Genomic DNA, 14,160 nt, shown 5'->3' with positions numbered 1-14,160 from the left:
CCCGGAGACACGCGCACCCAAGAATGGTTTCAGGCCATGGCTGAGGGCTTCCGCAGTGGAGGGCCCGGCACCGGCCCACCCTTGGAACGAAAGGAACGACGATGACGACCATGAGTAGCGTCAGCAGTGCCTGGTCCAGTGCGAGCGTGCAACGGGCATCGCGCCCGGGGCCTTCGCCGGAGCGGCTGCTGTCCAAAATCGATGCCGACGGCAGCGGCGGCGTGAGCGACACCGAGTTGCAGGGCCTGCTGGACGACGTGGCGAAGAAGACCGGCGTCAGTAGCCAGACCAGCGCGGCAGACCTGGTCCAGCAATACGACGCCAACGGCGACGGCAACCTCAATGCCGACGAGCTGGGCAAGACCCTGCAAAGCGTGCTGCCACCGCCCCCGTCCACCATGGCGTTTGCCCAGACGCGCAATGGAGAAGGCCGCAGTTCCGCCACCAACGCCACGGGCCAAGCGGGCGACGACCTGTTTGGCAAGGTGGACAGCGACGGCGATGGCGCCGTGAGCAAGACCGAGCTGCAGGCCCTGCTGGAAGCCATGTCCGGCGGCACCGCCAGCCAGACCGGCGTGAGCAGCGACGACGTGTTCAGCCAGCTGGATACCGATGGTGATGGCAGCCTGACGCAGGCCGAGTTCGATGCGGGTCGTCCCTCAGGCCCCGGCGCGGGTGCCGAGGGCATGCAGGCCATGGGCGGCATGCCACCACCTCCGGGTGGTCCGAGGGGGGCAGGTGGCGCTGACGCCGCATCCGACAGCAGCTCGGCGACCAGCTACGACCCCCTGGACACCAACGAGGATGGCGTGGTCTCGGCCGCCGAGCGCCTGGCGGGAGGAACCAGTACGGCCGAGCAGGACGCCATCACCGCGCTGTTCAACGCCATCGACACCGACGGCGATGCCAGCATCAGCGCCAGCGAGTCGAAGGCGTTCATCGACCAGCTGACCAGCCAGGTGCAGTCCACCACCACCACCACCAGCACCAGCACCAGCACCGAGTCCACCGGCCGCAACGACCTGGCGCGGCTGGCCGACTTTGCGCGACAGCAGTACGAACGCGCCGCCAGCGACTGGCGCACGGCGTCGAACACCAGCAGTCTGAGCGCCGTAGCCTGACAAGGTGTGAACGACCCGGCGGCGCCCTCCGGGACGCGCCCCTGACTTCTGGCCGCACAGTGCGATTCGCCCGTCAGTTGACGAGCTGTGCGAGCCAGAATCCGGCCCCGGGGCTGGTGGGTGGGCCCTGGGACACGAAATCTGATTCAAATCGGCCAGATGCGCTAGTGCATCATGCCTTGATAGCTATAAATTTAGCAGCATTAACCCTGTCAGCGAGGGAGCGGTGGGCACGCCACGCGCCCAGCCTGCCTCGCCCCGACCTCCCCCCTTACAGGGAGCGCACCAGCGCCCGCACGGCGCGGGGGTAGATCACATGCTCCTGGGTCAGCACCCGGGCGGCCAGCGTCTCGGCGGTGTCGCCCGGCAGCACCGGCACCACGGCCTGGTCGAGAATGGGGCCCACATCCAGCTCTGCTGTCACCTGGTGCACCGTCACGCCCGCAAACTTGCAGCCCGCGTCGATGGCGCGCTGGTGCGTGTGCAGCCCGGTAAAGGCTGGCAACAGCGAGGGGTGGATATTGATGAGCCGCCCGGCGTAGTGCGCCACAAATCCGGGCGTCAGAATACGCATGAACCCCGCCAGCACCACCAGCGTAGGCTGGTGGCGGTCGATGGTGGCGGCCAGTTCCGCATCGAACGCCTCGCGGCTGGCAAAGGCCTTGTGGTCTAGCGCCTCGGCGGCGATACCGTGCTCGCGCGCAAACACCAGCCCCGCAGCATCCGGTTTGTTGCTGATCACGGCCGCCACGCGGGCGCCATAGCGATGGGCCCAGTTCTCTTGTTGCGCGGTGCGAACGATGGTGGCCATGTTCGAGCCGCCGCCAGAGATCAGAATGACGATGTTCTTCATAAATTGCCCCGGATTATCCCAGCCATGCCTTTTGACCCTGCGACCCGCCCCCTCACCCCCAACGAAGCCCGCGTGCTTGCCACCCTGATGGAAAAGGCGCGCACCGTGCCCGACAGCTACCCCATGTCGCTCAACGGCCTGGTCACGGGCTGCAACCAAAAAACCAGCCGCGACCCGGTGATGAACCTGAGTGACGCCGAGGCGCAGGAGGCGCTGGATTCGCTCAAGCTGCTGACGCTGGCGTTTGAAAGCAGCGGCAACCGCACCACACGCTGGGAGCACAACTTCCAGCGCGGCGTGGGCGTGCCCGAGCAGTCGGCCGTGCTGCTGGGCCTGTTGATGCTGCGCGGCCCGCAGACGGCGGGCGAGCTGCGCATCAACGCCGAGCGCTGGTACCGGTTTGCCGACATTTCGTCGGTCGAAGCCTTTCTGGACGAGCTGCAGGAGCGCAGTGCCGAAAAGGGTGGCCCGCTGGTCGTGCAGCTGCCCCGCGCTCCTGGCGCGCGCGAGCAGCGCTGGGCCCACTTGATGTGCGGGCCGGTGGATACCACCGCCAGCCATTCAGCGCCCGGGAATACGGCAACAGCCGCATCGCCCGCATTGCAGGCCCGTGTGGACGCCCTGGAGGCCGAAGTGGCGAGCCTGCGCAACACCGTGCAGCGCCTGTGCGCCGAGCTAGGCATTTCCCCTGACTTCAGTCCAATGTCGCCACCCGGACAGGAATAAAACGAACGACCGTGCTACAAATGCGTAATCATTAGGAGACGCACCGCATGGATCTCGCATTCACCCCCGAAGAGCAGGCCTTTCGCGAAGAGATTCGCGCTTGGGTTCACGCCAATCTGCCCAAAGAAATCTCTCACAAGGTCCACAACGCCTTGCGCCTGACCCGCGAGGACATGCAGGGCTGGGCCAAGATTCTGGGCAAAAAAGGCTGGCTGGGCTTTGGCTGGCCCACAGAATTTGGCGGCCCCGGCTGGACGGCCGTGCAAAAGCACCTGTTTGAAGAAGAATGCGCCCTGGCCGGCGCGCCCCGCATCGTGCCGTTTGGCCCGGTGATGGTGGCCCCGGTGATCATGGCGTTTGGCAATGCCGAACAGCAAAAGCGCTTTTTGCCTGGCATCGCCAGCGGCGAAGTGTGGTGGAGCCAGGGCTACAGTGAACCCGGTTCTGGCTCGGACCTGGCCTCCGTCAAGACCCGCGCCGAGCGCGTGGGCGACAAATACATCGTCAACGGCCAGAAGACCTGGACCACCCTGGGCCAGCATGGCGACTGGATGTTCAACCTGGTGCGCACCAGCACCGAGGGCAAGCCGCAAACCGGCATCTCCTTCCTGCTGCTGGACATGAAGTCCAAGGGCGTCACCGTGCGCCCCATCAAGCTGCTGGACGGCGAGTGCGAAGTGAACGAGGTGTTCTTCGACAACGTCGAAGTGCCCGCCGAAAACCTGATCGGCGAAGAGAACAAGGGCTGGACCTACGCCAAGCACCTGCTGAGCCACGAACGCACCAACATCGCCGACGTGAACCGCAGCAAGCGCGAGCTGGAGCGCCTCAAGCGCATTGCCAAGACCGAAGGCGTGTGGGACGACCTGCGCTTCCGCGACCAGATCGCCCTGCTCGAAGTGGACATCGTCGCCCTGGAAATGCTGGTGCTGCGGGTGCTGTCGGCCGAGAAGTCAGGCAAGAACTCGCTCGACATCGCAGGTCTGCTCAAGATCAAGGGCAGCGAGATCCAGCAGCGCTATGCCGAGTTGATGATGCTGGCCGCCGGCCCCTTTGCCATGCCCTTCATCGAAGAAGCCATGGAAGCTGGCTGGCAAGGCAACTTCCCAGGCGGCGTCACCGCCAACGCGCCCCTGGCATCCACCTACTTCAACCTGCGCAAGACCACGATCTATGGCGGCAGCAATGAAGTTCAACGCAACATCGTCGCGCAGACGGTTCTGGGCTAAGGAGACAAGAACATGGATTTCGATTTTTCTGACGACCAGGAACAACTGCGCGACGCCGTGCGCAAGTGGGTGGACAAGGGCTACACGTTCGAGCGCCGCCGCGCCGCCGTGGCCGCTGGCGGTTTTGACCGCGCCGCATGGAACGAGCTGGCCGAGTTGGGCCTGACAGCCCTCACCGTGCCCGAAGCGCAAGACGGCATGGGTCAGGGTGCCATCGATGCGATGGTCGTGGCCGAAGAACTGGGCCGCGGCATTGTGCTGGAGCCGATTGCGCAAGCCTTCATTGCCAGCAGCGTGCTGTCGCACTACGCACCGGCCGACGTACAGGGCGCATGGCTGCCCCGCGTGGCCAGTGGTGAAGCCCTGGTGGTGCTGGCCCAGCAGGAGCGAAAGGCGCGCTACCGCCTGGACGTTTGCGATGCAAAAGCGGCCAAGGCGCAATCAGGATATGCGGTAACAGCTATCAAAAGCGTAGTACCTGCGGGCGACAAGGCCGACGCCTTCATCGTGCCTGCGCAGCTCGACGGCCACATCGCCCTCTTTCTGGTCGAACGCACTGCCAGCGGCGTGACCACGCAGGGCTACGTCACGCAAGACGGCAGCCGCGCCGCTGAGGTGCACCTGACCAACGCCCCTGCCACGCTCATCACCACCGACGGCCTGGCCGCGCTGGAGCTGGCTGTGGACACTGGCATCGCCGCAGCCTGTGCGGAAGCCGTTGGCGTGATGGACAAGACCGTGGCCATCACGGTCGAATACATGAACCAACGCAAGCAGTTTGGCGTGTTCATTGCCAGCTTCCAGGCACTGCGCCACCGCGTGGCCGACATGAAGATGCAGCTGGAGCTGGCCCGATCAATGAGCTACTACGCCAGCCTCAAGCTCGGCGCCCCCGCTGCCGAACGCCGCGCCGCCATGGCCCGTACCAAGGTCCAACTGGGCCAATCGATGCGTTTTGTGGGCCAGCAGGCTGTGCAACTGCATGGCGGCATCGGCGTGACGGACGAATACATCGTGAGCCACTATTTCAAGAAGCTCACGCAGTTGGAAGTGACTTTTGGCGACACGCTGCACCACCTGGGTGAAGTGTCCGCCCGCATGCAAGACACCGCAGGCGTGTTCGCCTGATGTGAACTGACGCGGCCGCGTAACACCCGCAGACGATGCTCGTGGATTCCCCAGTCCACGGGCATTTTTTCTTTTTGGAGACACCCCCATGAATCACGCATTCCTGTTGCCACGCCGATCCCTTTTGCTGGCTGCCGCTGCGGCCGCCACCCTGGCGCTGGCAGGCTGCGCCACCAAGAGCCCCAGCCTGGCCGAGGCGCCGCCCATCGTCTTTGTGCATGGCAATGGCGACACCGCCGCGCTGTGGCAGACCACCGTATGGCGGTTCGAATCCAACGGCTGGCCACGCGAGCGCCTGCACGCCATTGACGTGCCCTACCCCCTGTCGCGTGATGAGGACGCCAAACCCCAGGCGGGCCGCACGTCGGCCTCAGAGCATATGGCCTACCTGAAGGCCGAGGTGGACAAGGTGCTCAAGATCACGGGCGCCCGCCAGGTGGTGCTGGTAGGCAACTCGCGCGGCGGCAATGCCATCCGCAACTACATCTACAACGGCGGCGGTGACAAGACCGTGAGCCACGCCATCCTGGGTGGCACCCCCAACCACGGTGTGTGGGCGATCCCGGGGTTCCGCGAAGGCAACGAGTTCTCGGGCACAGGCCCGTTCCTCAAGGCGCTGAACGCCCCCAAGAATGCGGCGGGCGACGAGGTGAGCGGCCCCGTGAAATGGCTGACCATCCGCTCGGACAACAACGACAAGTTCGCCCAGCCCGATGGCCTGTGGATCGGCCAGAAAGGCACGGCCACCAACGTGACCGCCGCCGGCCCCGAACTCAAAGGTGCCACCAACGTGGTGATTCCGCGCATCGACCACCGCGAAACGTCGTACTCGCCCGCCGCGTTTGAAGCCACCTACCGCTTCATCACCGGCAAGGCTCCGGCACGCACCGACATTGCGGCCGAAAAATCCGTCGTGCTCAACGGCAAGGTCACCGGTCTGGGCGTGGACTCTGCGGACCCCAAGACCGGCAACTTCAGCAACAACCTGCCCCTGGCGGGCGCGCAGCTGGAGGTGTACGCCACCGACCCCGCCACGGGCGCCCGCACCGGCAACGCCCTGCTGCGCAAAACGGTGGGTGCGGATGGCCAATGGGGCCCGCTGGCCGTCCCCACCGGCTCGCCCATCGAGTTTGTGATCGCCGCCCCCGGCTACGCCACCACCCACATCTACCGCAGCGGCTTCCCGCGCAGCAGTGATCTCATCCACCTGCGCCCCGAACGCATCGCCGACGCTGACAAGGCCGCCGAATCCATCGTCACACTGAGCCGCCCCCGTGGCTATCTGGACCCGGCACGCGACAAGATGCTGCTGGATGGCACCCCACCTGCTGGTGTGCCCGCTGGGGCAGGTGTTGCATCTGCCAAGGTCAAGCCTGCGGGCGGCGGGCGCGCTATCGCGGCAGAGTTCAACGGAGAGCGCTTGGTGGGGCAGACTTGGCCTGCGGCCAGCGGCCACCTGGTGTTTCTCGAATTGACTTACTGATGGAATAGGCGCTGCCCGGGGCCTGTGCTGTACGCAGGACATCACCAAGAGCGGTCAAGACGGCCCCGATGGCTAGGCGCTCCATCGCAGACAGTACGAAGGGCCTGTCAACCCTCTTTTCGGGGTCGCGAAGGCCCTTGCGGGCGTGCCAATCTAGGCGCGCGACGCCGCGTGCGCTCTTGCACACGTAAGGAGCGGAACGACGAGTGGCGCGCCCGCAGGGGCCTTCCCTTCGGGTTGCCCGGCCTGGGGGCGGTCTGCGGCGTTGCCCGCGCTTGCAAGGTGCCTACCTTGCTGCGCACAGGCGCCTTGCATCCCGCCCCCAGGTCGGGCAACGCGATCCCCGAAAAGAGGGTTGGCAGGCCCTCACGGCAAGACGGAGCAACGACGCCAGCGGGGCCATATTGGCCGCTTCGCCAACTAAGCCAACAGTCTGGAAGACTTCGGCACGTGGGCCATCAGGAACTCCATCTGATCGGCCAGGATGCGCCGGTTGCGCAGGATGAAGTCTTCCCAGAGGCTCGGCACATAGGGCGCATACAGCAACGGCATGTGCGCCTGCTCAGGCGTGCGAGGACCTTTGCGGTGGTTGCAGGGGCGGCACGCCGTGACCACGTTCATCCAGTGGTCCTGGCCGTTGCGGGCAAACGGCACGATGTGCTCGCGCGTGAGGTCTTCTTCGTGAAAATGCCCGCCGCAGTAGGCACACACATTGCGGTCGCGGGCAAACAGCTTGCTGTTGGTCAGGCTGGGTTTGAGCTCAAAAGGGTTGATGCTGGGCACGCCCTTGGTGCCGATGATGCTGTTGATGGCGATCACCGATTGCTCACCCGTGATGGCGTTGTGCCCGCCCCGGAACCGGGCGATCTGGGCACCGGACTCCCAGCGCACCTCACCAGCGGCGTAGTGAATCACCGCCTGTTCGAGTGAAATCCACGATTGGGGCAGCCCTTGGGCTGACAGCTTCAAGACCTTCAAAACACGCCTCCTGGAACACAAAGTACACAAGGATCGGAACGCAGATGTCTCGCGGGCAGCCCTGCGCGAGGCCAGCCGTGGGTCACAATATACTCCGTTTTCATGACAAATTGGCGTCCTGCGCTTATTGCGCTTGCACAGACCGCTATCAAAAAGATAACAAACCGATGAAGATCTTTCGCGGATTCCACCACCCTGGCATCGCCGATGCGTGTGCGCTGACCATCGGCAATTTCGATGGCGTGCACCGGGGTCACCAGGCCATGCTGGCACTGTTGAACAGCGAGGCAGCACACCGGGGAGTGGAAAGCTGTGTCCTGACTTTCGAGCCCCACCCACGCGACTACTTTGCCGGGGCCCACCACAAGCCCGAACTGGCACCAGCCCGGATCGGCACCTTGCGGGACAAGCTCACCGAACTGGCCCGCTGCGGCGTGCAGCAGACCGTGGTGCTACCGTTTGACGCGCTGCTGGCAGTCCAGTCGCCCGACGCTTTCATCGACGAGGTGCTGGTGCATGGCCTGGGCGCACGTTACGTGCTGGTGGGCGACGATTTCCGCTTTGGCCGCCAGCGCGCGGGCGACTACGCCATGCTGGACGCTGCCGGGCAAGCCAAGGGCTTTGACGTAGCGCGCATGAACAGCTATGAGGTGCATGGGCTGCGCGTGTCCAGTTCCGCCGTGCGCCAGGCCCTGGCCGCAGGCGACATGGAGGCGGCCGCGCGCCTGCTGGGGCGGCCCTACACCATCAGTGGCCATGTGGTGCATGGCCGCAAGCTCGGGCGCGAGCTAGGCGCCACGGCAGAAGGCGCGGGCGATGGCTTTCGAACGCTCAACTTGCGATTTGCCCACTGGAAGCCTGCCGCCAGCGGCATCTTTGCCGTGCTGGTGCATGGCCTTGCTGGCGAGCCCTTGCCGGGAGTGGCCAACCTGGGCGTGCGCCCCTCCCTGGACCCCAATGACGTGAACGGCGGCCGCGTACTGCTAGAAACCCATTGCCTGCACTGGCCTGCGGAACTGGGCGCCGAAGGGGCGTACGGTAAAATCGTGCGTGTGGAACTGCTGCACAAACTGCACGACGAACTGAAGTACGACAGTCTGGACGCCCTGACGACGGGCATCGCGAAAGACTGTGCGGATGCGCGCGCCTACTTTGCATCGGCCCACGCCGCCCCCAACCACACCGAGACCCGGCGCCAGACCACGCGCGACCGAATTTAGGGGGCTGCCTGCGCAGCGCCTGCCCTGCAGGCCCGACACCTCCCGCGTTTCGCTCCCTCTTTCCCCGCATTGCCCCGGGCCTGCCCCGGAATGCCCCGTTTTAAGGCTCCTTCATGTCCGACAACGCCAGTACCCCCGCATCCACCGCCCCGGACTACCGCAGCACGCTGAACCTGCCTGACACCCCCTTCCCCATGCGCGGCGACCTGCCCAAGCGCGAGCCGGGCTGGGTCAAGGACTGGGAAGACCAAGGCATCTACAAGCGCCTGCGTGATGCCCGTCGGGGTGCGCCCAAGTTCATCCTGCACGACGGCCCGCCCTACGCCAACGGCCAGATCCACATGGGCCACGCGGTCAACAAGATCCTGAAGGACATGATCACCAAGGCGCGCCAGCTCGAAGGCTTTGACGCGCTGTACGTGCCTGGCTGGGACTGCCACGGCCTGCCGATCGAGAACGCCATCGAGAAGAAACACGGCCGCAACCTGAGCCGCGACGACATGCAGGCCAAGAGCCGCGCGTTCGCCACGGAGCAGATCGCGCAGCAGATGGTGGACTTCAAACGCCTGGGCGTGCTGGGCGAATGGGACAACCCTTACAAGACCATGAACCCCGCCAACGAAGCGGGCGAAATCCGCGCCTTCAAGCGCGTGATGGAGCGCGGCTTTGTGTACCGTGGCCTCAAGCCCGTGTACTGGTGTTTTGACTGCGGCTCGTCGCTGGCCGAGTTCGAGATCGAGTACCAGGACAAGAAGAGCACCACGCTGGATGTGGCCTTCAAGTCGCACGACCCCGCCAAGCTGGCCGCCGCCTTCGGCTTGCCTGCCTTGACCAAGGAGGCGTTCGTCGTCATCTGGACCACGACCGCCTGGACCATCCCCGCCAACCAGGCCCTGAACCTCAACCCCGAGATCAGCTATGCGCTGGTGGACACGGGCGAGCGCATCCTGCTGGTGGCCGAGCCGCTGGTAGCCTCTTGCCTCGAGCGCTACAGCCTCACCGGCAGCGTGCTGGCCACCACCCTGGGCAAAAACCTGGGCAGCCTCGAATTCCAACACCCGCTGTACGACGTGGCCAGCGAGGACGGCAGCTTTGGCTACCGCCGCCTGTCGCCCGTGTACCTGGCCGACTACGCCACGGCCGACGACGGCACGGGTATCGTGCATTCCTCGCCCGCCTACGGTCTGGAAGACTTCAACTCCTGCCGCGCGCATGGCATGGCGCTCGACGAGATCCTGAACCCCGTACAGGGCAACGGAACCTACGCGGCGGACTTCCCGCTGTTTGGCGGCCAGCACATCTGGAAGGCCGTACCCGTCATCATCGAAGCGCTGCGCAACGCAGGCCGCCTGATGACCACCAAGGACATCACCCACAGCTACCCGCACTGCTGGCGCCACAAGACGCCGGTGATCTACCGCGCGGCGGCCCAGTGGTTCATCCGCATGGACGAGGGCGAAGGCGTGTTCACAAAGCCCGGCATGAAGCCCGCCAAGACGCTGCGCCAGATCGCACTGGACGCGATCGAGCACACCAGCTTCTACCCCGAGAACGGCAAGGCCCGCCTGCACGACATGATCGCCGGGCGGCCCGACTGGTGCATCTCGCGCCAGCGCAGCTGGGGCGTGCCCATCCCGTTCTTTTTGCACAAGGATTCGGGCGAGCTGCACCCGCGCACCATGGAGATCATGGACCAGGCGGCTGACATCGTGGAAAAGGGCGGCATCGAAGCCTGGAGCCGCGTGACGACCGAAGAGATCCTGGGCGCCGAAGACGCGCCGCACTACACCAAGAGCACCGACATCCTGGAAGTGTGGTTCGACTCCGGATCCACCTTCAGCCATGTGCTGCGCGGCACGCACCCCGAGGTGCACCATGACACCGGCCCCGAGGCCGACCTCTACCTCGAAGGCCATGACCAGCATCGCGGCTGGTTCCACAGCTCGCTGCTGTTGGCCTCGGCGCTGGAAGGCCGTGCGCCCTACCGCGGCCTGCTGACCCATGGCTTCACCGTGGACAGCCAGGGCCGCAAGATGAGCAAGTCGCTGGGCAATGGCATCGACCCGCAGGAGATCAACAAGAAGCTCGGCGCCGAGATCATCCGCCTGTGGGTGGCCGCCAGCGACTACTCGGGCGACATCGCGGGCGACGAGAAGATCCTGGCGCGCGTGGTGGATGCCTACCGCCGCATCCGCAACACGCTGCGCTTCTTGCTGGCCAACGTGAGCGACTTCAACCCCGCCACAGACGCCGTGCCGTTCGACCAGATGCTGGAGATTGACCGCTACGCGCTCACCCGCGCGTCCGAGTTCCAGGCCGAGGTGCTGGCGCACTACAAGGTGTACGAGTTCCACCCCGTGGTGGCCAAGCTGCAGCTGTACTGCTCGGAAGACCTGGGCGGCTTTTACCTGGACGTGCTCAAGGACCGCCTGTACACCACGGCACCCAAGAGCCTGGCCCGCCGCAGCGCGCAGACCGCGCTCTACAACATCACGCACGCCATGCTGCGCTGGATGGCGCCCTTCCTGTCGTTCACGGCCGAAGAGGCATGGAAGGTGTTCGGCAGCTCCGATTCCATCTTCCTGGAGACCTACGGCAACGTCGCAGGCGTGGGCGCTGGCGCCGACGAGGGCTTGCTGGCCAAGTGGGCGCGCTTGCGTGAGATCCGCGACGCAGTGAACAAGGAGATCGAGGCCCTGCGCGCCGCCGGCCAGGTGGGATCGTCGCTGCAGGCGACGGTCACGCTCACGGCTGCGCCCGAAGACCACGCGCTGCTCGCCAGCCTGGGTGATGACCTCAAGTTCGTCTTCATCACCTCCGCTATCGAATTGGTAGCTGGTAGCGCTTTGCAGATCAGCGTCAAGCCCAGTTCGGATGCAAAATGCGAGCGCTGCTGGCACTACCGCAGTGATGTGGGCAGCGATGCCGCCCACCCCACCATCTGCGGCCGTTGCACCAGCAACCTCCATGGGGACGGCGAAAGCCGGGCGCACGCCTGATGGCCCGCACAGCACAAGCCGGGCGCACCGGCGCGGGCATGTGGCCCTGGCTGGCGTGGGCGGTGCTCCTGATGGGGGCCGACCAGATCACCAAGACGCTGATCCTCAACCACTACCAGCTGGGCGACTCCACGTTCATCACCAGCTTCTTCAACATCGTGCGCGCCCACAACACCGGGGCGGCGTTTTCTTTCCTGTCGGACGCGGGCGGCTGGCAGCGCTGGCTGTTCACCGGCATCGGTGTGGTGGCCACGATCTTCATCGTATGGCAGTTGCGCGCCCACCCGGGCCAGAAACTGTTCAGCTTTGCGCTGTCCAGCATCCTGGGCGGAGCGGTAGGCAACGTGGTGGATCGGCTCATGCACGGCTATGTGGTGGACTTTTTGCAGTTCCACTACGCGGGCTGGTACTTCCCATCGTTCAACCTGGCGGATTCGGCCATCACGGTGGGCGCGGCCTGCCTGATCCTGGACGAGCTGCTGAGGGTGCGGCGCGAGCGCTGAGGCCGCCCCCTGACTTCCCCCCAATACGGCCCGCTGCATGCGGGCCGTGCTGTTTGGGACACCGCAACGCACCCAGCACCGACATGGGCATCTGCTCCAGCGCTATGGATTCAGGAGTATGCTTATGTGTCAGTTTTATGACAGTCCGTGTGTGCGGTTCTTGCATTGGTCCACGGGGTCTGGTCGTAGCAGGGTTTGCGCCCATCACAAGAAGAAGAAACAACGGTTTTCATGAAGCATCTCCTCAATCTCCTGGCAGCCGTGGCGCTGCTGATCTGGGGCACCCACCTGGTGCGCACCGGCATCCTGCGGGTTTTTGGCGCCAACCTGCGCCAGCTGATTGCGCACAGCGTCAGCAGCCGGTTCACCGCCGTGCTCTCAGGCATCGGCGTGACGGCCGTGGTGCAGTCGAGCACGGCCACCGCGCTCATCGTGTCGTCCTTTGTGGGCCAGGGCCTGGTGGGACTGCCCGCCGCGCTGGCCGTGATGCTGGGCGCCGACGTGGGCACCAGCGTGATGGCCGTGGTGTTCTCCATGGATCTGTCGTGGCTGTCGCCCCTTTTCATCTTTGTGGGCGTGGTGCTGTTCATCTCGCGCAAGGACACCGCCGTGGGCCGCGTGGGCCGGGTGCTGATCGGCCTGGGGCTGATGCTGCTGGCGCTGCGCCTCATCACCGAATCGACCACGGTGCTCACCCAGTCGCCCACCGTGCGCACCCTGCTGGGCGCGCTCACCAGCGATCTGCTGCTGGAGATTTTTACCGGCGCCATTCTGGCCATCGTGGCGTACTCCAGCCTCGCCACCGTGTTGCTCACAGCGGCGCTGGCGGGCTCGGGCGGTATTCCGGCGGACGTGGCGCTGGGTCTGGTGCTGGGCGCCAACCTGGGCAGCGGCGTGCTGGCGGTGTTGACCACCATGAAGTCCAACGTGCAGACACGCCAGGTACCACTGGGCAACCTGTTCTTCAAGATCATTGGCGTGCTCATCATGACGCCGCTCACGGGCCTGTGGCTGCAGCATGTGAGGCCTTACGTGCCCGAAACCGCCGCCCTGGTGGTGCTGTTCCATCTGGCCTTCAACGTGGTGGTGGGCATTGTCTGCATCGGCCTGACCGGCACGGTGGCTCGCACCGTGCAGCGTCTGCTGCCTGTCGAAAAGGCGCAGGCTGCTGCGGGCACCCGGCCCCAGCATCTGGACCCTTCGGCCCTCGCCACTCCATCCCTTGCCATCTCATGCGCCGCGCGCGAAGCCCTGCACCAGGCCGACGTGGTCGAATCGATGCTGCTGGGCCTGCACAAGGTGATCCGCACCGACGACCTGCAACTGGCGGAGAACCTGCGCAAGCTCGACGACGAGGTGGACGGCCTGTATTCGGCTATCAAGTACTACATGACCAAGATCTCGCGCGAGGCCCTGGACGAACGCGAGGGCCGCCGCTGGGCCGACATCATCAGCTTCACCATCAACATGGAGCAGATCGGCGACATCATCGAGCGCGTGCTCATCGACATCGAGGACAAGAAGATCAAGAAGGGCCGCCAGTTCTCCGAGGCGGGCATGGAAGAAATCAACGAGCTGCACGCCCGCCTGATCGACAACCTGCGGCTGGCGATGAGCGTGTTCTTGAACGGCAGCGTGCGCGATGCGCAAAAGCTGCTCGAAGAAAAAGCGCGTTTTCGCGACCTGGAACACGCCTATTCGGCCACCCACCTGGCACGCCTGTCGGACAACACGGTGCAGAGCATCGAGACCAGCTCGCTGCACATCGACCTGATCAGCGAACTCAAGCGCATCAACTCGCTGTTGTGCTCGGTGGCCTACCCCATCCTGGAATCGGCCGGTGCCCTGGCGCCCAGCCGCCTGCGCACGCTCAACGAACAAAGTTGAAGCCTTTTGGGCTGCAGGCGCATATTCTCCATA

At 65.1% G+C, this 14,160-nt stretch carries 11 protein-coding genes; 9 read left to right on the top strand and 2 right to left on the bottom strand.

Features of this window, described 5'->3' with window-relative positions:
• Window positions 1–101: 101 nt before the first annotated feature.
• A complete protein-coding gene (xopAW, locus tag AC1Q64_RS07555) occupies window positions 102–1,121 on the top strand; it encodes a XopAW family type III secretion system calcium-binding effector (RefSeq protein WP_492250927.1) in 1,020 nt (339 codons plus the stop codon).
• A gap of 271 nt (window positions 1,122–1,392) precedes the next feature.
• Here the strand turns inward: xopAW and purN are convergent, their stop codons facing one another.
• Window positions 1,393–1,974, bottom strand: a complete 582-nt coding sequence (purN, locus tag AC1Q64_RS07550; protein ID WP_291433678.1) for a phosphoribosylglycinamide formyltransferase — start codon at window positions 1,972–1,974, stop codon at window positions 1,393–1,395.
• Between the two features lie 24 nt (window positions 1,975–1,998).
• Here purN and AC1Q64_RS07545 point away from each other — a divergent pair, with 24 nt between their 5' ends.
• From AC1Q64_RS07545 to AC1Q64_RS07530, 4 genes are all read left to right on the top strand, one after another.
• Window positions 1,999–2,700, top strand: coding sequence for a YceH family protein (locus AC1Q64_RS07545; protein WP_291433677.1), 702 nt, complete (start codon window positions 1,999–2,001; stop codon window positions 2,698–2,700).
• A gap of 47 nt (window positions 2,701–2,747) precedes the next feature.
• Entirely contained in the window at window positions 2,748–3,929 is a 1,182-nt protein-coding gene (locus tag AC1Q64_RS07540; RefSeq protein ID WP_492250926.1) for an acyl-CoA dehydrogenase family protein, read from the top strand.
• A 12-nt stretch (window positions 3,930–3,941) separates the two neighbouring features.
• Window positions 3,942–5,057: an acyl-CoA dehydrogenase family protein gene (locus tag AC1Q64_RS07535; RefSeq protein ID WP_099729596.1), complete on the top strand. Its 1,116-nt coding sequence runs from the start codon at window positions 3,942–3,944 to the stop codon at window positions 5,055–5,057.
• Window positions 5,058–5,145: 88 nt separating this feature from the next.
• Window positions 5,146–6,540 (top strand): alpha/beta fold hydrolase, encoded by a 1,395-nt coding sequence (locus AC1Q64_RS07530; RefSeq protein ID WP_492250925.1) that lies wholly within the window; start codon window positions 5,146–5,148, stop codon window positions 6,538–6,540.
• Between the two features lie 420 nt (window positions 6,541–6,960).
• Here AC1Q64_RS07530 and AC1Q64_RS07525 read toward each other — a convergent pair whose 3' ends face one another.
• Window positions 6,961–7,518 carry an HNH endonuclease gene (locus AC1Q64_RS07525; RefSeq protein WP_291433671.1) on the bottom strand — a complete coding sequence of 186 codons (558 nt, stop codon included), beginning with the start codon at window positions 7,516–7,518 and terminating at the stop codon, window positions 6,961–6,963.
• Between the two features lie 167 nt (window positions 7,519–7,685).
• On the opposite strand from AC1Q64_RS07525, the gene AC1Q64_RS07520 reads away from it, so the two are divergent.
• From AC1Q64_RS07520 to AC1Q64_RS07505, 4 genes are all read left to right on the top strand, one after another.
• Window positions 7,686–8,738, top strand: a complete 1,053-nt coding sequence (locus tag AC1Q64_RS07520; protein ID WP_492250924.1) for a bifunctional riboflavin kinase/FAD synthetase — start codon at window positions 7,686–7,688, stop codon at window positions 8,736–8,738.
• A 113-nt stretch (window positions 8,739–8,851) separates the two neighbouring features.
• Window positions 8,852–11,737, top strand: coding sequence for an isoleucine--tRNA ligase (gene ileS / locus AC1Q64_RS07515; protein ID WP_492250923.1), 2,886 nt, complete (start codon window positions 8,852–8,854; stop codon window positions 11,735–11,737).
• On the top strand, window positions 11,737–12,240 hold the full coding sequence (gene lspA, locus AC1Q64_RS07510) for a signal peptidase II (RefSeq protein WP_291433664.1): 504 nt from the start codon (window positions 11,737–11,739) through the stop codon (window positions 12,238–12,240). Before ileS ends, lspA begins: the two co-directional genes overlap by 1 nt.
• 231 nt (window positions 12,241–12,471) lie before the next feature.
• Entirely contained in the window at window positions 12,472–14,127 is a 1,656-nt protein-coding gene (locus AC1Q64_RS07505) for a Na/Pi cotransporter family protein (RefSeq protein WP_291433662.1), read from the top strand.
• Window positions 14,128–14,160 lie beyond the last annotated feature (33 nt).

It is taken from the genome of Acidovorax sp. GW835-FHT14G06, assembly GCF_058793595.1.
This window is presented reverse-complemented; position numbering and strand designations above follow the sequence as displayed.

Coding starts and splice junctions, on each gene's coding strand:
- AC1Q64_RS07505 (WP_291433662.1), top strand. CDS start 12,472: ATGAAGCATCTCCTCAATCTCCTGGCAGCCGTGGCGCTGCTGATCTGG.
- AC1Q64_RS07535 (WP_099729596.1), top strand. CDS start 3,942: ATGGATTTCGATTTTTCTGACGACCAGGAACAACTGCGCGACGCCGTG.
- AC1Q64_RS07540 (WP_492250926.1), top strand. CDS start 2,748: ATGGATCTCGCATTCACCCCCGAAGAGCAGGCCTTTCGCGAAGAGATT.
- purN (WP_291433678.1), bottom strand. CDS start 1,974: ATGAAGAACATCGTCATTCTGATCTCTGGCGGCGGCTCGAACATGGCC.
- lspA (WP_291433664.1), top strand. CDS start 11,737: ATGGCCCGCACAGCACAAGCCGGGCGCACCGGCGCGGGCATGTGGCCC.
- ileS (WP_492250923.1), top strand. CDS start 8,852: ATGTCCGACAACGCCAGTACCCCCGCATCCACCGCCCCGGACTACCGC.
- AC1Q64_RS07545 (WP_291433677.1), top strand. CDS start 1,999: ATGCCTTTTGACCCTGCGACCCGCCCCCTCACCCCCAACGAAGCCCGC.
- AC1Q64_RS07520 (WP_492250924.1), top strand. CDS start 7,686: ATGAAGATCTTTCGCGGATTCCACCACCCTGGCATCGCCGATGCGTGT.
- AC1Q64_RS07530 (WP_492250925.1), top strand. CDS start 5,146: ATGAATCACGCATTCCTGTTGCCACGCCGATCCCTTTTGCTGGCTGCC.
- xopAW (WP_492250927.1), top strand. CDS start 102: ATGACGACCATGAGTAGCGTCAGCAGTGCCTGGTCCAGTGCGAGCGTG.